The sequence below is a fragment of the Novosphingobium sp. fls2-241-R2A-195 genome (assembly GCF_030209485.1).
Classification (GTDB): domain Bacteria; phylum Pseudomonadota; class Alphaproteobacteria; order Sphingomonadales; family Sphingomonadaceae; genus Novosphingobium; species Novosphingobium resinovorum.
On the sequence record NZ_JARVRY010000003.1, the window covers coordinates 59,343 to 81,399 of the forward strand.

19 protein-coding genes are annotated in these 22,057 nt (G+C 65.9%); 16 read left to right on the top strand and 3 right to left on the bottom strand.

Going from position 1 to position 22,057, the window contains the following annotated elements:
* Nucleotides 1-371: 371 nt before the first annotated feature.
* The 8 genes from QRN25_RS02305 (at nucleotide 372) to QRN25_RS02340 (ending at nucleotide 9,470) form a co-directional block, all read left to right on the top strand.
* Nucleotides 372-1,922: an OprO/OprP family phosphate-selective porin gene (locus tag QRN25_RS02305; RefSeq protein WP_285017286.1), complete on the top strand. Its 1,551-nt coding sequence runs from the start codon at nucleotides 372-374 to the stop codon at nucleotides 1,920-1,922.
* Between the two features lie 69 nt (nucleotides 1,923-1,991).
* On the top strand, nucleotides 1,992-2,507 hold the full coding sequence (locus QRN25_RS02310; RefSeq protein WP_285017287.1) for a MaoC family dehydratase: 516 nt from the start codon (nucleotides 1,992-1,994) through the stop codon (nucleotides 2,505-2,507).
* 109 nt (nucleotides 2,508-2,616) lie between these two features.
* Nucleotides 2,617-4,002 (top strand): MFS transporter, encoded by a 1,386-nt coding sequence (locus tag QRN25_RS02315; protein WP_285017410.1) that lies wholly within the window; start codon nucleotides 2,617-2,619, stop codon nucleotides 4,000-4,002.
* A 2-nt stretch (nucleotides 4,003-4,004) separates the two neighbouring features.
* Nucleotides 4,005-5,405 carry an MmgE/PrpD family protein gene (locus tag QRN25_RS02320; protein WP_285017288.1) on the top strand — a complete coding sequence of 467 codons (1,401 nt, stop codon included), beginning with the start codon at nucleotides 4,005-4,007 and terminating at the stop codon, nucleotides 5,403-5,405.
* Nucleotides 5,406-5,407: 2 nt separating this feature from the next.
* Complete coding sequence (locus QRN25_RS02325) at nucleotides 5,408-6,580, top strand: acyl-CoA dehydrogenase family protein (RefSeq protein ID WP_285017411.1); 1,173 nt, start codon at nucleotides 5,408-5,410, stop codon at nucleotides 6,578-6,580.
* Nucleotides 6,577-7,815 carry a CaiB/BaiF CoA transferase family protein gene (locus QRN25_RS02330; protein WP_285017289.1) on the top strand — a complete coding sequence of 413 codons (1,239 nt, stop codon included), beginning with the start codon at nucleotides 6,577-6,579 and terminating at the stop codon, nucleotides 7,813-7,815. The genes QRN25_RS02325 and QRN25_RS02330 overlap by 4 nt, the downstream gene beginning before the upstream one ends.
* A gap of 74 nt (nucleotides 7,816-7,889) precedes the next feature.
* Nucleotides 7,890-8,639, top strand: a complete 750-nt coding sequence (locus tag QRN25_RS02335) for a GntR family transcriptional regulator (protein WP_271183866.1) — start codon at nucleotides 7,890-7,892, stop codon at nucleotides 8,637-8,639.
* 12 nt (nucleotides 8,640-8,651) lie between these two features.
* Entirely contained in the window at nucleotides 8,652-9,470 is an 819-nt protein-coding gene (locus QRN25_RS02340) for an HpcH/HpaI aldolase/citrate lyase family protein (protein WP_271183867.1), read from the top strand.
* A gap of 41 nt (nucleotides 9,471-9,511) precedes the next feature.
* Here QRN25_RS02340 and QRN25_RS02345 read toward each other — a convergent pair whose 3' ends face one another.
* A complete protein-coding gene (locus QRN25_RS02345) occupies nucleotides 9,512-10,438 on the bottom strand; it encodes an acyl-CoA thioesterase (RefSeq protein ID WP_285017290.1) in 927 nt (308 codons plus the stop codon).
* A 134-nt stretch (nucleotides 10,439-10,572) separates the two neighbouring features.
* Here QRN25_RS02345 and ada point away from each other — a divergent pair, with 134 nt between their 5' ends.
* Both ada and QRN25_RS02355 read left to right on the top strand, forming a co-directional pair.
* Complete coding sequence (gene ada / locus QRN25_RS02350; RefSeq protein ID WP_285017291.1) at nucleotides 10,573-11,643, top strand: bifunctional DNA-binding transcriptional regulator/O6-methylguanine-DNA methyltransferase Ada; 1,071 nt, start codon at nucleotides 10,573-10,575, stop codon at nucleotides 11,641-11,643.
* On the top strand, nucleotides 11,640-12,353 hold the full coding sequence (locus QRN25_RS02355) for a 2OG-Fe(II) oxygenase (protein ID WP_285017292.1): 714 nt from the start codon (nucleotides 11,640-11,642) through the stop codon (nucleotides 12,351-12,353). Before ada ends, QRN25_RS02355 begins: the two co-directional genes overlap by 4 nt.
* A gap of 28 nt (nucleotides 12,354-12,381) precedes the next feature.
* Here QRN25_RS02355 and QRN25_RS02360 read toward each other — a convergent pair whose 3' ends face one another.
* Nucleotides 12,382-13,083, bottom strand: a complete 702-nt coding sequence (locus tag QRN25_RS02360; RefSeq protein WP_271183871.1) for a LuxR C-terminal-related transcriptional regulator — start codon at nucleotides 13,081-13,083, stop codon at nucleotides 12,382-12,384.
* Nucleotides 13,084-13,422: 339 nt separating this feature from the next.
* The gene (locus QRN25_RS02365) at nucleotides 13,423-14,028 is read right to left on the bottom strand and encodes a polysaccharide biosynthesis/export family protein (protein ID WP_285017293.1); all 606 of its coding nucleotides are present in this window, start codon (nucleotides 14,026-14,028) and stop codon (nucleotides 13,423-13,425) included.
* Between the two features lie 270 nt (nucleotides 14,029-14,298).
* On the opposite strand from QRN25_RS02365, the gene QRN25_RS02370 reads away from it, so the two are divergent.
* From QRN25_RS02370 to QRN25_RS02395, 6 genes are read left to right on the top strand one after another with little or no spacing between them, the layout of a single operon-like run.
* Entirely contained in the window at nucleotides 14,299-15,066 is a 768-nt protein-coding gene (locus QRN25_RS02370; protein ID WP_285017294.1) for a sugar transferase, read from the top strand.
* A complete protein-coding gene (locus QRN25_RS02375) occupies nucleotides 15,066-16,334 on the top strand; it encodes an outer membrane beta-barrel protein (protein ID WP_285017295.1) in 1,269 nt (422 codons plus the stop codon). The genes QRN25_RS02370 and QRN25_RS02375 overlap by 1 nt, the downstream gene beginning before the upstream one ends.
* A gap of 41 nt (nucleotides 16,335-16,375) precedes the next feature.
* A complete protein-coding gene (locus QRN25_RS02380) occupies nucleotides 16,376-18,517 on the top strand; it encodes a GumC family protein (RefSeq protein WP_036525132.1) in 2,142 nt (713 codons plus the stop codon).
* Nucleotides 18,514-19,653, top strand: coding sequence for a glycosyltransferase (locus tag QRN25_RS02385; protein WP_285017296.1), 1,140 nt, complete (start codon nucleotides 18,514-18,516; stop codon nucleotides 19,651-19,653). The genes QRN25_RS02380 and QRN25_RS02385 overlap by 4 nt, the downstream gene beginning before the upstream one ends.
* Entirely contained in the window at nucleotides 19,650-21,122 is a 1,473-nt protein-coding gene (locus QRN25_RS02390; protein WP_285017297.1) for a glycoside hydrolase, read from the top strand. Before QRN25_RS02385 ends, QRN25_RS02390 begins: the two co-directional genes overlap by 4 nt.
* A complete protein-coding gene (locus tag QRN25_RS02395) occupies nucleotides 21,122-22,057 on the top strand; it encodes a phosphoribosyltransferase family protein (protein ID WP_285017298.1) in 936 nt (311 codons plus the stop codon). The genes QRN25_RS02390 and QRN25_RS02395 overlap by 1 nt, the downstream gene beginning before the upstream one ends.

A 22,057-nucleotide genomic window follows, 5' to 3' on the forward strand; every position in this document is an offset into this window, starting at 1 on the left:
GTGGCGCTGTGTCGCGGCCAACTCAAGCGGAAAGTGAGCCTGAATTTCCCGACATAGGGATTTAGTTCACGACTGAATTATCTGGATCGATGCGCTCCGCGCACTTTGACGCTGCCAAGGGGTGTCACGGTGGCGGGGCCATTACGCGGTCGGGGGGCTTCAGGCTCGGCGGTCCTCTACCGGCTTTCTCCGTTCCCGGTATTGGTCTCCATCGAGTGGTCGGAGGGATGCGCGTGGGCGCTACCAAGGTATCCGGACGTAAAAGCGAGATAATATGTTTGTACGGACAATTTACATTATGAATGTCTTGAGCAATGGTCCGCGTTCGCAGCCCGCACAGATGGGCAAGCAACCGAACGAGGATGAATTGAATGCGGATACGCCACGCTCTCATGGTTTCCGGCCTTGCGCTGACGGTGGTGCCACAAGGCGCGTTCGCGCAGTCGCAGGCTTCCGATGGCAATGATACGACTTACCGCACCCTGCTCGCGCTGATCGACGAGATGGTCGCCAACAAGCTCATCACGCGCGAAAAAGCGGATGCGCTGGTGGAGAATGCAAGAGCCAAGGCCGCGCTGGGAGATGGGGTTCCTCCGCAGTCCGTTGCCCCCGTACAATCGGCCAATGCTCAGGATCGCGCCATGAGCACCGCCGCCGTCCCGATGATGGCGGCAGATTCTCCCGAACCGAGCGTCGAAGTCGCCGCTGTCGAAGCCGGCAACGCGCAAGTTGGCAGGGGCGCCGGCGGAGTCGACGTCCCGGCCGATCTCAATGTCGACTGGAGCCGCGGCGCACCGGTCTTCTCCAGCAAGGACGGCAATTTCACCTTCAAGCCGCGCGGGCGCATCCTGGCCGACATCTCGTCGACCAGCGGGTCCGACTACGATCGCCGCAACATCACCGTCTCCACTTTGCGCCAGTTCCGCTTCGGCGGCGTCGGCACAGTGGGCCAGCACCTGTTCTACCAGTTCGAGGCTGATTTTCGCCGCAACTCGGTCGAGGTCGTGAACACCTTCCTGGGTTACAAGACCAAGTTCGGGAAAGTCGATGCCGACATCCGCGCGGGCAATCTGATCACCGATCGCGGGATCGACATCGGCACGGCGGCGACCGCCAACCCCTTCATCACCACCAACATCAACACGATCGCGCTCGCGACGCAGGGCGGGCGAGCCTACCTGATGGGTATCGCCGCGCGGGCCGGGCAGAAGAACTGGCATTGGAGCGTTGCAGTCCACGGTGATGCGCTGGATTCGGACTTCACCCGCAATGACCACCGCATGTTCCTCAGCCGCGCGCACTGGAATCCGATCCTGACCGACAAGGCGATCGTCCATATCGGCGGCTGGGCATACTCCGAGCACATTCCCGCCGCGACCGCATCGGTGGCGGTCAACCAGTTCATCTCGGGCGCTCTCAACAACAGCGTGCAGGTGAATGCCGCGACGCTGACCGGCGCCACCGGATCGAAGGCGTTCGGCGTCGAGTTTGGCGGCGTCTACGGCCCGGTCTACGCCTTTTCCGAATATGGCGAGCGGCACGTCAAGGGCGGCCCGGCGGCGGCCTTCGACACCGCGAAGTTCAAGACGCTGTCGGTCAACGGCGGCTTCTGGCTGACTGGGGAGAAGCCGACCTACACCTCGGTCAGCGGCACATACGTAGCTCCGAAGGTGCTGAGCCCGATCACCGAAGGCGGCTCCGGCGGCATCGAACTCGTCGCCCGCTACGAACACCAGGACAGTTCCGGCGCGCCGCTGGGTGGCACCGGCTGGGCGGCCACGGCGGGGGTGAACTGGTATCTTACAAACTACTTCCGCCTGATGCTCGACGGCATCCACTGGGAAACGAACAACCTCACTGGATCGTATCTCGGCAAGGATTCGGGGAACACGATCGCCGCGCGGGCCGAAGTCGCTTTTTGACATCCAGACGCTTGCACGAACGCATGTCCGTGATATTGTCCGGACAAACATACAAGGAGAGTCGATAACATGACGTTGACCGCGCAGAAGGTCGGTGAGAACCGGTATCGCGCCAGCTATGGCCGCTATCTGGAAGACTTCACCGTTGGCGACATCTATGAGCATCGCCCCGGTCGAACGATCACCGATGCCGATAACATCCAGTTCTCGCTGATGACGATGAACTACCATCCGATGCACTGCGATGCGCACTTCGCGAAGCAGAGCGAGTTCGGCAAGCTGCTGGTCAACAGCGGCCTCAGCCTTGCCATCGTGCTGGGCATGACGGTCAACGACGTCAGCGGGAAGTCGCCTGCGAACCTCGGCTGGACCGACATCAAGCTGACTCATCCGGTCTTCGCCGGCGATACGCTCTATGCCGAATCCGAGGTTCTCAATGTGCGCGAATCCGCTTCGCGGCCGACGCAGGGCATCGTCACCACGCGTACGCGCGGTTTCAACCAGGACGGCGAGATGGTGATGGAATTCACGCGCAACTCGTTGGTCTACAAGCGCGGCCGCGCGCCGGGCGATGCCCCCGCATAAGCGGACGCGTCATTCCAGCATACGACAGGACAGCCCCGGGCGCCTTGCGAACGACCTCGACAGGAGGCGGGAAGCGTCCGGCGGTAAGGAGAGGATTATCGTGACTTCGATGCCAACAACCGTTCACGCAGGAGCCAGGCTGGATCGCCTGCCGGTTTCGCGTTTCCACTGGCGCATCCTCGGCCTTATCAGCGCCGGCGCGTTCCTTGACGCTTTCGACGTCTACCTTGCGGGCGGCGTGATGGCTGCCGTGAAGTCGGAAGGCTTCGGCACTTTGCCGCAGGCGGCGGCCTTCATGTCGATGACATTCCTCGGCATGCTGCTCGGCGCGGCCATGGCGGGCTATGTCGGCGACCGGTTCGGCCGCCGCTATTCCTATCAGTTCAACCTCGCGCTCTTCGGGTTCGCATCCATCGCGGCGGTTTTCTCTCCCTCGATGACGTTCCTGATCGTCTGCCGTTTCATCATGGGCCTTGGACTGGGTGCGGAACTGGTCGTCGCGGCGGGTACGCTGGGCGAGTTCATCCCGCCAAGCCATCGCGGCCGGTGGGGCGCGATACTGGGCGCGATCATCGGTTCGGGCCTGTTGATCGCCACCTCGATCGGCTACCTCGTCATCCCGAACTTGGGGTGGCGCTACATGTTCGCCATCGCCGGAGCCGGTGCCATCGGCATCTGGGTCCTGCGCAAGACCATGCCGGAATCGCCCCGCTGGCTGGAATCCGTCGGCCGCACCGAGGAGGCCGAGGCGGTTCTGCAGCGGATCGAGGCCGAAATCACGGCGCAGAAGGGCCCGCTTGCCCCTTATGCGAAGACCGCATCCGCCGCCCCGGCCCATGCACCGCTTTCCCGCCTCTTTGCATCGGACATGCGCGGACGGCTTGCCGCCGCGACGCTCACGGCCATCGCCGCCAACGTCTCCGTTTACGGCTTCGTCGCCTGGCTGCCGACCTTCCTTGTGAGCAAGGGGCAGACGATGGTGCAGTCGCTGGGCTTCACCACGCTGATGTCGTTCGGCAGCATCGCCGGTTCGCTGGTCGCCGTGGCGATTGCCGACAAGGTGTCGCGCCGCGCTTCGCTCATCATCGCGGGCCTGCTCATCATCCTGTTCGGCGCGATCTATCCCAACGTCGAGGGCACGGTCCCGCTCGCCATCGCCGGCTTCCTGCTGGTGAGCAGCATCTACATGCTGACCGCGATCGGGCTGTTCCTCTACGTGCCAGAGATGTTCCCGACCGCCTATCGTCTGCGCGGCACCGGCTTTGCCGGGATGTGTGCCCGCGCCGGTTCGATGCTGACGCCGTTCATGACCGTGTGGCTGTTCGAAAACTTCGGACTTGAGGGCGTCCTCATGATGGTCGGCACGGTGCTGGCGCTGATGATGATCGCCGTGATCGCGGTGCGCGTCGAGGGACGCGGGGCCTCGCTCGACGCCATTGCGCAGGATCCGGACGCAGCCCCGGCCCGGCGCACCGTCGGCCTCGCGGGAGAGTGAAGATGATTGCCCGGACTTATGCCGAATTCGCGAGCGGGCTGACGCTTGATGCCGTGCCCGAGCGGGTGCGCGAGCGCGCCTGCCACCTCATGCTGGACTCGATCGGAACCGGCATCGCCGCGCTCGGCGAGAGGTGGGGGCAGCGCGCCTTCGCGGCGGCATGGGATCTGGGGGAAGGGCGCTCGCCCGTCCTCGGCCACGGACGATCGCTGGCCCCGCGTGAGGCGGCGCTGGTCAATGGCCTCCTTATGCATGGTCTGGATTACGACGACACACATTCGCGCGGCATCATCCACGCGACGGTGAGCAGCCTTCCCGCTGCCCTTGCCGTCGCCGACAATGCCGGAGCGAGTGGCGCCGATCTGCTGCGTGCCTACATCATCGCCATGGAAGTCTCCACCCGCGTCGCCAGCGTCGCGGCCGGGGGCTTCCACCGCCACGGCTTCCACCCAACAAGCCTGTGCGGTGCTTTCGGGGCGACGGTGGGCGCGGGTCTCCTGATGGGGCTCGATGCCCAGCAGATCGGCATGGCGCAGGGCATCGTCCTGTCGATGGCGGGCGGCAGCCTCGAATTCCTGGAGGACGGCGCCTGGACCAAGCGCCTGCATCCCGGCTGGGCGGCCAGCTCCGCGCTGACCGCCGCGACGATGGCGAAGCACGGCTTCGTCGGGCCGAAGGCGGCATACGAGGGGCGCTTCGGCCTCTATTCGCTCTACCTGCGCGACGGCGCGCCTGCCGGTCTGGCGGATGCCTGCGCGGGACTTGGCGAAAGCTGGGAGATCGAGAACGTCTCGGTCAAGCCGCTGCCGGCCTGCCACATGACTCACGCTGCCGGTGATGCCGCCGCCGCGATCTGCGGCGAACATAGCCTTTCGGGCGAAGACATCGCGCGCGTCACGGTGCTGGTCCCCGAAGCGGTGATCCCCATCGTGTGCGAACCCGCCGCGCCCAAGAAGGTCCCGGCGACCAGCTATGATGCGCAGTTCTCGATCCCCTATGTCGTGGCGACAGGGCTGCTCAAGGGCCGCTTCACGCTGGACGAGCTGGACGGCGCGGCGCTGGCCGATCCGGATGTGCTCAAGCTGGCGCAGAAGGTCGATTATGCCGTCGATCCCGATACCGACTATCCGGTCCACTTCACCGGCGAGGTTATCGTCGAGACGACGGACGGCCGCCGCATCGCAAAGCGCGAGGCGGTGAACCGGGGCGCGGCCGATCGCCCGCTCTCCAACGCCGAAATCCGCGCCAAGTACGACGACAACGCCGCCCGCCGCGTGAGCCGCTCGCAGGCCGACGCGATCGCCGATGCCGTGCTGGACATCGCCAACCATCCCGCAGCGCGCCTGAGCGACCTGCTCGCCGCTGCCACCACTGCCGACATTCTGGAAGGAACCCCCGCGTGAACATGGAAAGCCCGATCAGCAGTCAGGGCGCGACGCCCGAAGAGGAACAGATGATTCTCGACACCGTCGAGAAGTTCCTTGAGGCCGAAGTGAAGCCCTACGTCCACCAGCTGGACCATGACGACGAATACCCGCAGGCCATCGTCGACAAGATGAAGGAGCTGGGCTTCTTCGGCCTGATGATCGATCCGGAATTCGGCGGCTTCGGCATCTCGACGCTGACCTATGCGCGCATCATCGAGAAGATCTCGGCGGTGTGGATGTCCGTCTCGGGCATCATCAATTCGCACATGATCATGGCGATGACCGTGCAGCGCTGCGGCACCGAGGAGCAGAAGGCGCATTACCTGCCGAAGTTCGCCACCGGCGAACTGCGCGGCGGCGTCGGCCTGACCGAGCCCGACGCGGGCACCGACCTGCAGAACATCCGCACCGTCGCCAAGCGCGAGGGCGACGAATACGTCGTCAACGGCAACAAGATGTGGATCACCAACTCGGGCTCGGGCAACTGCATCCTGCTGCTGGTCAAGACCGACCCCACCGCCGAGCCGCGCCACAAGGGCATGAGCCTGCTGATCGCCGAGAAGGGCCCGGGCTTCGTCGTCTCCAAGAAGCTGGAGAAGCTGGGTTACAAGGGTATCGACAGCTGCGCGCTGGCCTTCGAGGACTACCGCGTGCCGGTGGAGCGCCTTGTCGGCGGCGTCGAGGGCAAGGGCCTGAAGCAGGTGCTGGGCGGTCTTGAGCTGGGCCGCATCAACGTGGCCGCGCGCGGCCTCGGCATCGCGCAGGCGGCGCTGAACGAGGCTGTCGCCTATTCGCAGACCCGCAAGACCTTCGGCAAGCCGATCTGCGAACACCAGGCTATCCAGCTCAAGCTGGGCGAGATGGCGACCCGCGTCACCGCCGCGCGCCTGCTGACCGAGAATGCCGCGATGGCCTACGACCGCGGCGAACGCTGCGACATGGAAGCGGGCATGGCCAAGTTCTTCGCCACCGAAGCCGGCCTTGAGAACGCGACCGAAGCGATGCGCATCTTCGGCGGCTACGGCTATTCCAAGGAATACCCGATCGAGCGCCTCTACCGCGACGCCCCCCTGCTGACCATCGGCGAGGGCACCAACGAACTGCAGCGCATCATCATCGCCAAGCAGATCATCGCAAGGAACCCGGCATGAACGCCCCCGCTTCCGACATCACGGCGGACACCGCGCAGCCCGGCCTGCAGCCGCTGGCGGGCCTGCGCATCGTCGCGGTCGAGCAGTATGGCGCCGGTCCCTTCGGCACCCAGCAGCTGGCCGACCTCGGCGCCGAGGTCATCAAGATCGAGAATCACAAGGATGGCGGCGACGTGGGCCGTCATGTCGGCCCGTACTTCTTCGGTCCCGAGGACAGTCACTTCTACGAAGCGTTCAACCGCAACAAGAAGAGCGTTGGCGTCGACCTGAAGAGCGCAGAGGGCCGCGCCGTCCTTGAGCGTCTGGTCGCTTCGGCGGACGTCGTGTTCAACAACCTGCGCGGCGATCTGCCGACGAAGCTGGGCCTCGATTACGCCAGCCTCTCAGCCGTCAATCCGCGCATCGTCTGCGCCCACCTTTCGGCCTATGGCCGCACCGGCAGCCGCGCCAACTGGCCGGGCTACGATTACCTGATGCAGGCCGAGGCGGGCTACCTCTCGCTGACCGGCGAGCCGGAGGCACCGCCTTCACGCTTCGGCCTTTCGATCATCGACTTCATGACCGGCACCACCGCCGCGATGGCGATCCTGGCGGGTGTCGTCTCGGCGCGGGCGCAGGGCGTGGGCCGCGACTATGACGTCAGCCTGTTCGACGTGGCGCTGTCCAACCTCAACTACGTGGCCGAATGGTATCTCAACGGCGGCGTCACCGTGGGCCGCACGCCGCGTTCGGGCCACCCGTCGCTGACACCCAGCCAGCTCTACACCACGCAGGATGGCTGGATCTTCATCATGTGCAACAAGGAGAAGTTCTGGCAGAATATGGCGCCGCTGATCGGCAAGCCCGAATGGGCGACCGACCCGCGCTATGCCACGTTCAAGGCCCGCCTTGAGAATCGCGAGGCATTCAACGCCGACCTCGACGCCGTGCTAGCCACCCGCACTACTGCTGAGTGGATGGAGATCTTCGCGGGCAAGGTGCCTGCCGCGCCGGTGCTCGACGTGGGGCAGGCGCTGGAAAATCCCTTCGTTCGCGAACAGGGTCGCATCGTCGACTTCGCCCACCCGGACCATGGCGCACTTCCCGGCGTCGCCTCGGCGGTGCGCGCAAGCGGTGCCGAACATCCTGCCAAGGCCGCGCCGAAACTGGGGCAGGATACCGACGATGTGCTGGTCTCGCTCGGCTTCGGCGTTCCGGAAATCTCGGCCCTGCGCGAAAAGGAGATCATCCGCTGACATCTGCCGTGTCTTTGGTTTACGGAGGATTGTCCGGACCACCGGACAATCCAGTCGTGCCGAGGGGACATGAGATGACGCCGCCGCTCCAACAGCAACCCCGCTACCTGCAGCTTGCCCAGACCCTGATCGCGGAGATCGAGGCGGGACGTTTCCCGGTGGGAGCGCTGATCCCCACGGAATTCGAGTTGTGCGCGCAGTTCGGCGCCAGTCGATTCACCGTGCGCGAAGCCATCAAGCGGCTGGTGCAACTGGGTATGGTGACGCGGCAGGCCGGTGTCGGCACTCGCGTCGTCGGTCCACGCCAGCAGGGCGGCTATGTGCAGGTGATCGAAGGGCTGAGCGACCTTCACCGCTTCACTTCCGAAACGCGGCTGGAACTGCACGGACGCGAGGTGATGGAAATCACCGGCGATCTTGCCGGGACGCTGGAGGCGAAGCCGGGTGAGGCGTGGCTGGTGCTCGATGCGGTACGCCGTACCGAGGCCGGTGTCGCGATCGCCCTGTCGCGGATCTACATTCATCCCGCCTTTCGCGGCGTCACGCTTGCCGACGCGGACGATCACACCCCGATCTACACGCGGATCGAGCAGCAGTTCGGGGAACGGATCGTAGAGGTGCAGCAGACCATCGAGGGCTTCGCCGTCGATGCGCGGTCGGCCGAGCGGCTGGGCGTCAAGCGCGGCGCGCCTGCCCTGCGGGTAACCCGCAAGTACAACAACCGGCGGGGCGAGGTGGTCGAGATGGCCGTCAGCACGCACCCCGCCGATCGCTATTCCTATTCGCAGACCTTCCGCCGCGACGATCGCGGCAACCTGACCTGAGAGGACCTTTCCATGTCGCTGCCCGCCCGTTCCATCCTGTTCGTGCCCGGCGACCGCGCCGATCGCTTCGAGAAGGCGGCCTGCAGCGGCGCGGACATGGTGGTGCTCGATCTTGAGGACGCGGTGTTGCCGGATCACAAGGTCGCCGCGCGCGACACGATCTACCAGGCGCTGGCAATGCTCGCCGAACCGCGCTTCGTGGTGCGGGTCAACAGTTTGGGAACCCCGTGGCATGAGGATGATGTCTGGGCGCTGGCGGGGCTGCCGGGGCTTGCCGGGCTGATGCTGCCCAAGGCGGAGAGGGCTGAGGATTTTGTCGATATGCGCCGGGCCAAGGTGCCGCTGCACGCGCTGGTGGAAACGGTGCGAGGGGCGCTGGATCTGTCGGGTCTGTGCGGCGCGGAGGGCCTCGTGAGGCTGCATTTCGGCACCGTCGATTTTCAGGTCGATGCGGGTATCGACGGCGACCGGGAGGAGATCGATGCGATCCGTACCCAGATGGTGCTGCACTCGCGGCTGGCCGGCCTCCAGGCGCCGGTCGACGGCGTCTCGGTCGACCTTGCCGACGTGGAGGGAATGGCGCGGGATGCGGCGCGGTCGCGCCGCTTCGGTTTCGGCGGCAAGCTTTGCGTCCATCCCCGGCAGGTCGCGCCGGTGAACGCGGCATTTTCGCCCAGCGCGGCTTCGGTCGACTGGGCACGCCGCGTGGTCGATGCCCTGTCGAACGGTCACGGCGCGGTGGCGGTCGACGGCAAGCTGGTCGACAAGCCCATCGTCGATCGCGCACACCGCGTGCTGGCGCAAAGCGAGAGCTACGGCGTGGTCGCCTGATCCCCACCTGATCGGCGCCTTTGGGGCTTGCGGCGGGGTACTCAGGGCGTGTGCGGGATGGTGCCGCCTGCCGGTCGATCGGGTCGCAGGCGGATCAGGCCTTCCTGCACGGTGCTGGCGACAAGGCGCCCGTCGCGGGTGTAGATGCTGCCTGCGGCCCTGCCGCGCCCACGGCCTGCCCAGTTGCTTTCGGTGGCGTAAAGCAGCCAGTCGTCCAGTGGAGCCTCTTCATGGAACCACACCGCGTGATCGAGACTGGCGGTCTGCATGCTCGTCTCGAACATGTTCACACCGTGCGGGATCAGCGCCGAACTCAGCAGAGCATAGTCGGAAACGTAGGCGAGCATGACCCGCTGCAGTGACGCGTCCACCGGGATCGATCCGCGCAGGCGGAACCATGTGCGCGAGACCGGCAGGTCCTTGCCTTGTTGCAGGAACGAGGGATAGCCGACCGGGCGCATCTCGAATGCGGAACGGCGTTCGAGATAGGCGCGCGCGACCTCGCCGATGTCCTCGCCATACTGCAGGGCCAGCGCATCTAGCGGCAGCAGCTCTTCCGGGTCGGGCACGCGCGGCATCGGTGCTGCATGCTCGAGACCGGTTTCGAGCTTATGGAACGAGGCTGTGAGCGTGAGCAGAGGCGCCTCGTTCTGCAGCACGATCGCCCGACGTACGGCGAAACTGCCGCCATCGAAATCGCGCTCGACTTTCAGGAGCAACGGTTCCGCCTCGCGCCCCGGCCTGAGAAAGTGGGCGTGAAGATTGTGCGCGATCTTGTCGTCGACGGTATGCCGGGCCGCGTTGAACGCCTGGGCGACGAGCTGGCCGCCGAAGCATCGCCCGGTGGCTCCGGCTATGGGCGGAGCGCGGAACAGGTCGTCGTCGATCCGTTCCAGCGCGAATTGCCGCGCGAAGCCGTCAACCAGGTCGTCGTCAGAGTAATGTCCGGACAAATCAAGCATGGCCATGCCATAGCCGAATGGCGGTAACGATCAAGCGCTTCACGCCGCCTTGTCTCGCCAGGAGCGGTCCGAAGCCCCATATCGGATTTGAGAGCAAGAAACAGAGCGCGGGCTGGATCTCGGGCTGGCAGAACGGCTTCATGACGAACGCAGACAGACATATCGATCGCACCGCAAGCGACCCGCGCTGGGCGCAGGTCGTCGCCCGTGACAAGAGCGCCGATGGCAAGTTGTGGTATTCGGTGGCGACCACCGGGATCTACTGTCGGCCCTCGTGTCCCTCGCGGACGGCCAACCCCCGGAACGTGACCTTGCACGATACGCTGGAGAGCGCGCGGGCGACGGGATGCCGGCCGTGCCGGCGCTGTAATCCGGAAGGTGCATCCCGGGAGGCCGGCAACGCCGCTCTGGTGGAACAGGCATGCCGGTTGATCGAGGCATCGGACGAGCCGATTTCGCTCGATGACCTGGCGGCCGCGGTGGAACTGAGCCCCGCCCATTTCCACCGGCTGTTCAAGGCACAGACCGGCCTTACCCCGAAGGCCTATGCCGGTGCGCACCGTGCCCGCAAAGTGCGCGAAACTCTCGCGGCCGGCAGCCGGGTGACCGATGCGATCTATGAGGCGGGCTTCAACTCCAGCGGTCGCTTCTACGAGCAATCCTCGGCGATGCTGGGCATGACGCCGGGACGCTATCGGAGCGGCGGTGCCGACGAAGTGCTGCACTTCGCGGTTGCGCAGTGTTCGCTGGGCGCGATCCTCGTGGCTTCCAGCGACAGGGGGGTGGCATCGATCCTGCTCGGTGACGATCCCGACGAACTGGTCCGTGACCTGCAGGACCGCTTTGCGAAGGCGGAACTGATCGGCGCCGATGCGAACTACGAGCAGACGGTCGCAAAAGTCGTCGGTTTCGCCGAGGCGCCGAACATGGGGCTCGATCTTGCGCTGGATGTGCGCGGTACGGCCTTTCAGCAGCGCGTCTGGCAGGTTCTTCGCGGGATTCCGGCGGGCGAGACCGTTACTTACGCGGAAGTGGCACGGCGCATCGGTTCGCCCCGTGCCACGCGCGCGGTCGCCGGTGCCTGCGCGGCCAACCCCATCGCCATCGCCATTCCCTGCCACCGGGTGATCCGCAACGACGGCGCGCTTTCGGGCTACCGCTGGGGCGTGGAGCGCAAGCGCAGGCTCATCGAGATCGAGGGGGCGGCATGAGCACCGACATGGACGCCCGCGTCTCGGCCTATGACTGGCGGGCGATCGCGGACTGTCTCGACCGGGAGGGTTGGGCGATGCTGCCGGGCCTGCTCGACGGCGCCGAATGTGATGCCATGGCCGGGCTCTATGGACCGACCGATGCTTTTCGCAGTCACGTCCACATGGCGCGGCACGGCTTTGGCAGAGGTGAGTATCGCTACTTCGCCTACCCGCTGCCGCCGCTGGTAGCGGCGGCGCGCACCGGGCTCTATCGGCATCTCGCGCCGGTCGCCGACAGGTGGCACGAGCGGATGGGAATTGCGGCCCGCTTTCCCACCGACCACGCCGGTTTTCGTGCGCGCTGCCATGAAGCGGGCCAGACGCGACCGACGCCGTTGCTGCTGCAATACGGTGAAGGCGATTACAACTGCCTGCATCAGGATCTCTATGGCGATCACGTGTTCCCGCTGCAGGTGGCTGTGCTGCTGTCCGAACCCAACCGGGATTTTACCGGAGGCGAGTTCGTGCTCACCGAGCAGCGCCCGCGCATGCAGTCGCGCGCGGCGGTCGTTCCGCTCCGCAAGGGCGATGGGGTCATCTTCGCGGTGAACGTACGTCCGCATCGTGGCACGCGGGGCGATTATCGGGTCGCCCTGCGCCACGGGGTCAGCACGCTGCGATCCGGAAGACGGCATGCGCTGGGGATCATCTTCCACGACGCGGCCTGACGGCTAGGAGCCCGTATCTCGGCGGCGCTCAGTTCCCCATCACGGGCAGCGCCAAGGCCGCGTCGAGTGCAGGAACGCCGTGAGTAGTGGCCCACATCGCCGCCTGTGTCCGGTTCGCGACGTTCAGCTTGCGCAGGATCGCTTTCACGTGAACCTTCACCGTGGCCTCGGTCACGAGGAGCTTGCGGGCGATCCTCTTGTTCGAGTAGCCCGCCATCAGGCAGCACAGCACGTCGTTCTCGCGCTGGGAAAGCTTCGAGCCGCCGCCGTAGCCGGAATTGTGCGCGCCTCCGGGATCGTCACGCGGTTCGGGCGCGGCGGCCCGGAAATCCTCACGCCGCAGCATGTCCGCGACATCGGGCGGGATGACTTTGTGGCCCAGCGCGGCGAGGCGCAGCAGGGCGATCAGAGTGTCGCACGGCATGTCCTTCACGGCATAGCCTTGCGCGCCATGATCGAAGCAGTTCAGCATCGATGACAGGTCGAACTTTTCCGCCAGGATCAGCGCGCTGACCATGTCGCGGCTTGCCAGTTGCTGGAGGGAGTCGAGTTGCTCCGACAGGCTGGGAACGTCCACCAGAACCAGATGATCGCTTCGGTCAGGCAATTCGGGCAAGTCCTCCACGCTGGCGGAAGTCGAGATGACCTCGATCCCACCGTCCAGGATTATGCGCCGAAGCCCCTCGCGCGAAATGGAGCTGGGGTTGATGATCGAGACTGAAATACCCAATGGTCACCCTTCCGAGTCCCAACTCGGGCATTGAATTACTCAATGTCCGGAGTGTTGTTCAAGTGCGGCCTTTCGAGGTCAGTCCTGTTGTTCGAGTATACAAGACGACATCCGGCGTCCGAATGCACGGGCGCGGCTTTCTCCCAATTATGATCTTTCCGTATTCGGCGGGACTCCGGGATTTGTGATCGCCGTACTGGCAGATGACGATCCCTTTAACTCGCTACGTAGATAACCATATTTGGTCTTGGTCGGGTGCTACATTGGGATTTTTCAGTGTTTTGAGAGAATCACGCCAGAAATGCCGATTTTTGCGATGAACGGTTCATCGCGGGACGGTCAGAGCATCGACTCGTTAACGGTGATGGTGTCGCCCGGCATGATGATCAGGGCGGGGTCTCCAACCACGACCTTGCGCCCGCCACCCCAGCTCTTGCGCAGCACGACGACCGTGCCCTTGTTGGCGCGGGGCGTGAAACCGCCCGCCTTGGCGATCGCCTGAAGCAGCGACATCTGGCCGGCATACGTGTACTCGCCGGGCTTGCCGACTTCGCCCAGGATGTAGAACGGTCGATACGACATGACGTCCACCGCGACATGCGGGTTCAGCACGTAGCCGCCCTGGGTCAGCTTGGCGGTGATGGCGCCGGCCATCTGGTCCGGCGTGCTGCCGGCGGCCGATACGTCGGCGATGAGCGGCATCGTCACCGCGCCTGCCGTGCCGATCTCGTACTCGCCGGTCAGTGTCGGTTCGTCGAACACGGTTACACGCACTTTGTCGCCCGCGTCCAGGCGCATGCCCTGGGTAGCGCGCGCGTTCGCCTCGGACACATCGACGAGCGGATAGTTCTGAGTCGCGCATCCGGCGGTCAGCGCCGTGGCCAAGAGAAAAGCCGGAATGCCGGTGCAGTGGCGTGCGCGAGGCCTGAAAAGTCTCTGGATCATTTCGCCCTCCTTACGAGATCCCCGGTCCAAAGTCGGGGTACGATGCAATCCTATCCAAGTACCGTCGCGGTTCCATACCTCTTCGGTTGTGAAGAAAAATCAGCAAGTTCCGGGGCGATAGTCCGAAAGGGGTAGGTGGGTTTACGTCTTATGACCGTTTGCCTGCGGGCCATCGATACCGTCACTCTGACCCTCGCTGATCAGTTCTCTTTGTACGCAAACGGAAAGAGGTCTGGTCCTTCGGTAATCGCGACGCAGAGAGGTATCTCCATGGATGGGAATTCCGCCGGGACGCAGGCTCGGAGGCACGAATCCTTCTCGGATGCGATGCTGTCCGAGGGTTCAGAGCAGGCGGATCCGGTGCCGCTGGCTCCGATCGTGGCAGGCGCCCACTCGCGCTGGGATTGCTGGGATCTGCTGGCGCAGCCCGATCACGTGCTGGCGCGGCCGTTCGACATCATCATCGCCACTGCCGCGATCATCGCGTTCCTGCCGCTGTTCATCATCGTCGCCATCGCGATCTGGGTCGACCAGCCGGGGCCGGTGATCTTTGCCCAGCGCCGGGTAGGCCGCAACGGTCGCGGATTTCCGTGTTTCAAGTTCCGTTCTATGCAGATCGACGCTGAGAGCAGTCTCGAAGGCATCCTCAGCGAGAACCCGCATCTGCGCGCGCAGTGGGAGCGCGATCGCAAGCTGCCCAACGACCCGCGCGTCACCCGCGTCGGCCGGATCATCCGCGTCACCAGCCTCGACGAACTGCCGCAGCTGTTCAACGTCCTGCGCGGGGAGATGAGCATCGTCGGACCCCGCCCGATCGTGGTGGACGAGATGCCGCGTTACGGGCGCTACATCCATCACTACCTTGCCGTGCGGCCGGGTCTGACCGGGTTGTGGCAGGTCTCCGGGCGCAGCAGCGTGACCTATCGCCGCCGCATCGCCGCCGACATTCGCTATACCCGGGCGCGCACGCTTGCCTACGATGCGCGGATACTGGCGGCCACCATTCCCGCCGTCGCTTCCGGGCGAGGGTCCTGCTGATGCGGTTGGCATTTGCGCCAACCGGTCTGGGGCGAAAACGCTTCCAGCGCGCCGCCGCGCTCTGGCTCACCGGATCGTTCGTGCCCGCGTTCCTGTCGGGCACCGCGCGGGCGCAGGACTATCCGGTCGAAGTGCCCGAATCGGTGGTCGAGCAGACCGACCCCGGAGGCATCCGCCTCGGCGCGATGAAGGTGCTGCCCCGGGTCAACTTCGACCTGCGCTACGACACCAACATCTATAACCAGCGCAGCAAGATCGACGACGGTGTCGCCGTGGTGCGCCCCAGCGTCAGTCTGCAGAGCGACTTTTCCCGCCACGCGCTGCACTTCGACGCCGCCGCCGAGGGCCGCCGCTACCTCGACACCAGCGCCGAGAACAGCAACCAGTGGTCGCTTTCGGCGGGCGGGCGACTGGACTTCGCGGACCGCTTCGTGCTGGATGGCGACTTCGGCGCGGCCCGCAGGATCGAGCGGCGCGGCACCTTCGGCGACCAGTTCTTTACCGACCGCCCGGTATCCTACAACGAGTACGGCGGCGGCCTGCGCCTGTCGCGCGGCGGCGGCATCATCGAGTGGCAGATCGGCGTCAGTTCGCGCAAGCTGGACTATAACGAGGCGCGCCAGAACGGGCTCCCGGTCGACCAGTCCTTCCGCGACGTCCGGCGCGATGCCGTGACCTTCCGGGTCGATTATCGCCGCTCCGACACCTTCGGCCTGTTCGTGAGGGCGACCGGCAACCGGCTGGCCTACGACATCGGCACCGGCCGCAATTCCAAGGGCTTCTCCGTGGTCGGCGGCGTCAGCTACCGGATCACGGACCTGGTGACGGCGGAAGCGGCGCTGGGCTACGTCAAGCAGGACACCCGCGATCCGGCCCGCCCGGACATCGGCGCGATGGACTACCACGTCAGCGTCAAGTGGACCCCCACCGCGCGCACCCGCTTCGAACTGAAGGGCGAGCGCACGGTGGAGCGCAGCCCGCTGATGCTGGGCTCCGCCGTCCTGCAGTCCACGCTGGTCGGCAATGCCTCGATCGCGCTGGGCAGCCGGACGCTGGTGGGGATCGAGGCCGGGTTCCTGCGCAACGAATACGAAGGCTTCGACCGCCGCGAATCGCGCGTCTTCGGCGAAGCTACCGTGACCCGCACGATCTCCACCCGCATCGCCGCCTTCGTCGGCGTGAGTGCGCGGCGGCAGCGCGGGTCAGGCATCAATCCAAGGGAATACGACGGGGCAGCCGTTCGAGTGGGAGCCCGGATCGCGATCTGAGGCGCCACCATCTCCAGCGGCCGGAAGGGCAGGAGCAGACAATGAACAGTGCACACCAGATTATCAGTGCCGGTCCAGATCCGCGCGATCTTGCGCTGGCGCCCGGGCAATCGCTCATGCTGCCGTCGGCGCGCGTCGACCTTGGCGGGTCGATGGCGTTCTTCCGGCGCCGATCGGGGCTGATCGCGCTGGTCACCGGAGCGGCGCTGGCGATCGGCGCGGCGGTGACCTTCTCGATGCCGATCACGTACACGGCCGAGGCGGTCGTCAGCCTGCTGGCGCCGACCGACACGCCTGAGGCCGCGGCAAGCGCCGGGCGACAGGCCGGGCCTTCGCCGAACAGCTCTTACGTCGATACGCAAGTGGAGACGCTGAAATCGCGCGACCTTGCGCAGCGTGTCGCTTCCGCACTCGGCGTCCTCGACGGCAAGAGCGCGGCCCAGCAGGCCGAGATCGTCACCACTTACCAGAACAACGTCTCGGCCGTGCGCAGCGGCGAGAGCTACGCGCTCAAGGTCGCGTTCAAGGCGCCGAACGGGCAGGACGCGGCGAAAGTCGCCAACATGTATGCGCAGCAGTTCACCCAGATCGAGGTCAAGGCCGCGCACGAGAGCAACACCGAAACCGCCAAGCTGGTCGCGCCCCGGCTCGAGCAACTGCGCCAGCAGGCCCACGCCGATACCGAGCGGCTGCAGCGCTACCGCATCGCCAACGGCCTCTTGAGCACTTCGGGTGCCTCGCTGACCGAGCAGGAGATTTCCAGCTACAACCAGGAAGTCACCAAGGCCCGCGCCGAGGCGGCCGAGAGCCAGGCGCGGCTCGCGACGGCGCAGGCGCAGCTGCGCTCGGGATCGGCGGGTGACGACGTGGGCGAGGCGCTCGGCTCGGGCGTGATCGGCTCGCTGCGTGCGCGGGAATCGCAGATCGGCGGCGAGGTCGCCAACATGCAGGCGCGCTACGGCCCGAATCATCCCCAGCTCGTGCGCAGCCGGAGCGAACTCGCCGAAGTGCGCAGCGACATCAGGAACGAGATTACCCGCATCATGTCCAACCTGCAGGCGCAGCGCGATGTGGCGGACCAGCGCCTCGCCTCGCTCAGCTCCAGCCTCGGTGCGGCGCGCGGGAACCTTGCGCGCAACAACGCGGCGATGGTCGGCCTCGATGAACTGGAGCGCACCGCGCAGTCCTCGCAGGCGATGTACGAGACGTACCTCAACAGCTACCGCCAGCTGATCGCGCAGGACGGCACCCAGCGGCCGAACGCCCGCGTGCTGTCGCTGGCCGAGGTGCCGCTGCTGCCAAGCTCGCCCAACATTCCCATGAACATGCTGCTGGCGCTGGTGATCGGCCTCGGCGCCGGGCTTGCCGCCGCATACGTCGCCGAGGCGCTGTTCCGCGGCGTGACGACGTCGGACGAAGTCGAGCAGGGACTGGGCAGCCGCTACCTCGGCGCGATCCCGCTGCTCGCCTCGGTCAGCCGCAAGTCGCGGCGCGAGGTGCCCGCGATCACGCAGGAACCGCGCTCCGCCTTCGCCGAATCGTTCCGCTCGCTGCGCACCTCGATCGAGCAGGCGGTCTATGGCCCGGCGCAGATCATAGCGGTGACCTCGGCGCTCCCCAAGGAGGGCAAGACGACGGTGGCCTCCTGCCTCGCGCAGACGCTGGCGGTGAGCGGACGCGGCGCGATCCTCGTCGACTGCGATTTGCGCGGGCGCGGTGTCAGCAAGCTGCTGCGCCTCTCGCCCGAGCATCCCGGCCTGATCGAAGTGCTCGAAGGCAAGGTTTCGCTCGCCGATGCGCTGGTGACCGGGGAATCGGGGCTCTGTGTCCTGCCGGTCAAGCCTTCCGACCTTGCCCATGACACGCTGCTGACCGGCGAGACTTTCACCCGGCTGCTGCAGGAACTGCGCGCCTGCTTCGATTATGTCGTGCTCGACCTGCCGCCGGTGTTGCCGATCGCGGCGGGCCGCACCCTCGCCGGAATGGCCGACGCGACGGTGCTGGTTGTGCGCTGGCGCAAGACGATGAAGGGTGCGGCGCGCTCGGCCCTGGGCATGCTGCCGCGTGAGAGCGTCAACGTCGTGGGCGTGACGATCAACCGGATGGACATGCGCCGCAAGCGCCTCTTCGGCTACTCCGACCCGGCCTACTTCTACCGTGAATACAAGGCCTATTACGCATGACACTGAACCTGGCCGAACCCCCGGTGGCGGGACGGCACACCCGGTTCAGCGAACCGCGCGTCGCCATCGTCCATTACTGGCTGGTGTCGATGCGCGGCGGGGAGCGGGTGCTGGAGCGGCTGCTCGGCCTGTTCCCGGGCGCGGACGTCTTCACCCACGTCTACGACGAAAGCCGGATGTCTGAGAGCATCCGCAAGGCTAACGTGACGACGACCTGGATCAACGGGCTGCCGTTCTCGCGCCGGTTGTACCAATATTACCTGCCGCTGATGCCGATGGCATTGGAGCATCTCGACCTGACCGGCTACGACCTCGTCATCAGCAGCGAGAGCGGGCCGGCCAAGGGGGTGATCACCAGCCCGCACGCCCAGCACTTGTGCTACTGCCACTCGCCGATGCGGTATTTGTGGGATCACTACCACCTCTACCGCAAGGACGCCAATCCGATCGCCCGCGCTGCGATGCCGCTGATCTACCACCGGATGCGGCAATGGGACATGTCGTCCAGCGCAAGGGTGGACACGATCGTCGCCAACAGCAGCTTCATCCGCGAGCGCGTGCGCAAGTTCTGGCGGCGCGAGTCCGAGGTCATCCACCCACCGGTCGATACGCGCATCTTCACCCCCAGCCTCGACGTCGATGATCACTACCTGTGGGTCGGCCAGATGGTGCCCTACAAACGCCCCGACCTTGCGGTGGAGGCGTTCAACCGCACCGGACTGCCGCTGCTCATGGTGGGTGACGGTGGGATGCTCGCCAGGCTCAAGCGCATCGCCGGGCCGAACATCCGCTTCGTCTCGCGGCTGGGTTTCAACGAGTTGCGGCAGGCTTATGCGCGGGCGCGGGGCCTGGTGTTCACGGCGGAGGAGGACTTCGGCATCGTCCCGGTGGAGGCCATGGCCTCGGGCCGCCCGGTGCTGGCCTACGGGCGCGGCGGCGTGCTCGACAGCGTGGTGCCCGGCGAGACCGGCCTGTTCTTCGAACGACAGACGGCGGACTCGCTGGTCGACGGGATCGAGCGGTTCGAGCGCTGGCTTCCCGAATTCGACCCGAGCGTCGCGGTCGCGCAGTCCAACCGCTTCGCGCCCGAGCATTTCGATCGCAAGATCCTTACGGCGGTGGGGCAACTGTCATGAGCTTCACTTTCGTCGGTCTGGTGCAACTGGTGATCGGCTTCGTGCTGCTGTTCCGCTCGATGCCCGCGATGCTGCTGTTCCTGATGGCCTCGGGCCTGTTCGGCGGGGCGGCGGCGGTGACGGTGCCGGCGCTGGGCAACAGCTCGATCCCGCCGATCCAGTTCGCGCTTGTCTTCGTTTACTTGCGCGTGCTGATGCCGAGCGGCGGCTATTTCGAACTCTGGCGCGACGGGGTGAAGGACAACTTCCCGCTCGTGCTCTTCACGCTCTACGGCATGGTTGCCGCGCTGGTCGCGCCGCGCATCTTCGCCGGGCAGATCGATGTCGCGCCGATGCGCTTCGACGATGCGCGTAGCCTGTTCGATACGGTGCCTTTGAAGCCGACTTCGCAGAACATCACGGCCTGTGTGTACCTCTTGGGTGCCCTTATGGTCACGTTGAGTGCCTATGTGGCGGTGCGTACGGCGGGCGGAATCGAGGCTCTGGTCAAGGGCGGCGTCGTCATCGGCTGGGTTCATGCACTGACCGGCCTGATCGCCTCGCAGACCAAGGGCACCTGGGTGCAGGACGTCTTCGCGCTGTTCCGCAACGGCACTTACGCGCAGCTTGATCAGTCTTATCAAGGGTTTAACCGGGTGGACGGGCTGTTCCCCGAAGCCTCCGGCTGGGCCGCCTTCGCGCTCGGCTGGTTCGTGTTCAACGCCGAGTGCTGGTATCGCTCGGTCTGGGCACGCCACACCGGCACGGCCGCGCTCCTGCTGGGCGGAGTCCTGTTCCTCAGCACCTCCAGCACCGCCTACGTCGGCCTCGCCTGCTACGCCGCGTTCTTCGCCGGGCGCGCCGCATTGTTCCCGGCCGCAGCGCAGCCGCAGCGGCTCCGGCAGGCCGCTGCCGCGCTCGTCGCGCTGGTGTTCCTGGTGGCGGTGGCAATCGCGGTTGTGCCTGGAATGGCGGCGAAAATCGGGCAGATGGTCGTGCATATGACCGTCGACAAAGGCGCTAGCACCTCCGGCCAGCAGCGCCTGTTCTGGGCCATGCAGGGGGTGACCGCCTTCATCGCCTCGGGCGGGCTCGGCATCGGGCCGGGCAGCTTCCGTTCGTCGAGCCTGTTCATGGCGATCCTTGGTACGATGGGCGTGATCGGGATCGGCACTTTCGTGTGGTATCTCATCAGCGTGGTGCGCCCGATCGGCGCCACCGTGGCCGCAAGCGGGCACGAGGCGATGATCGCGGTGATGCGCGCCTGCGCGGTGACGGCGCCGATCATCCTGATCCCGGCAGCGGTGTCCTCCCCCAACAGCCACCCGGGCACCAGCTTCGCGATCTTCGCAGGCGCCGCGCTCGGCCTCAGGCGGATGATCCCGCACGTGGTGAGGAAGCCCGACCTGGCGATACTGGTCAGCCGCAAAATCTCAGGGTCGCCGCCGCAAGCCGTTGCAACTGCACGATCTTCCAGAGGTTCCGCCTGATGCATTTCCGCTCGATCAACGACCTCTACCGCGATGTCTGGCGTGGCCTTTCCCGGCTGCCGCAGGACATCGACCTGGTGGTTGGCGTGCCCCGCAGCGGGATGCTGCCCGCTTCTATGGTGGCCCTCGCACGCAACCTGCCGTTGGCGGACATCGACGGTTTCGCGGAAGGTAGGCTGCTCTCCTCCGGACATACCCGGCGTGAGGAAGGGGCCGCTTCCCGGTTCGCCCATGTCCTCGTTATCGATGACAGCTGCCGCACCGGCGCCTCCATGCAGGAGGCGCGTGCGAAGCTGGCACACCTCGATTGTCGCATCACCTTCGCGGCGGTCTACGGCGTGCCGGGCAAGTCCGGCGGCGCCGACTTCGTGTTCGAGACTGTCCCGGAACCACGCGTTTTCGAGTGGAACGTGCTGCATCATCCGATCGTCTCGCGCTCCTGCTTCGACATTGACGGCGTGCTCTGCGTCGACCCGACCGAGCGCGAGAACGACGACGGCGCCCGCTACCTGAATTTCCTCGCCAGCGCCGTGCCGCTCCACCGCCCGCGCCGAGAGATCGCGATGCTGGTGACCAGCCGGCTGGAGAAGTACCGTGCGCCGACCGAGGACTGGCTGGACCGTCACGACATCCGCTACGGCCAGCTCCGGATGCTCGACCTCCCCGACGCCGCCGCGCGGCGGCGCCTGCGGGCACACGGCAGTTTCAAGGCAGAGGTTTACCGCGAAGCCGCCTGTGACCTGTTCGTGGAGAGCGAACTGCCGCAGGCCCGCGACATTGCGCGGCTGTCCGGCAAACCCGTGCTCAGCCTTCAGGACCCGCAGATGCTGATGCCGGGGATGATGAACCCGCAGGCGATCCGCCATACGCTGGCTCCGCGCCGGTTCCGCGCGCGTGTCGGCCGGATGGTCTCGCGCGTGCTGCGAGCAGGGTAG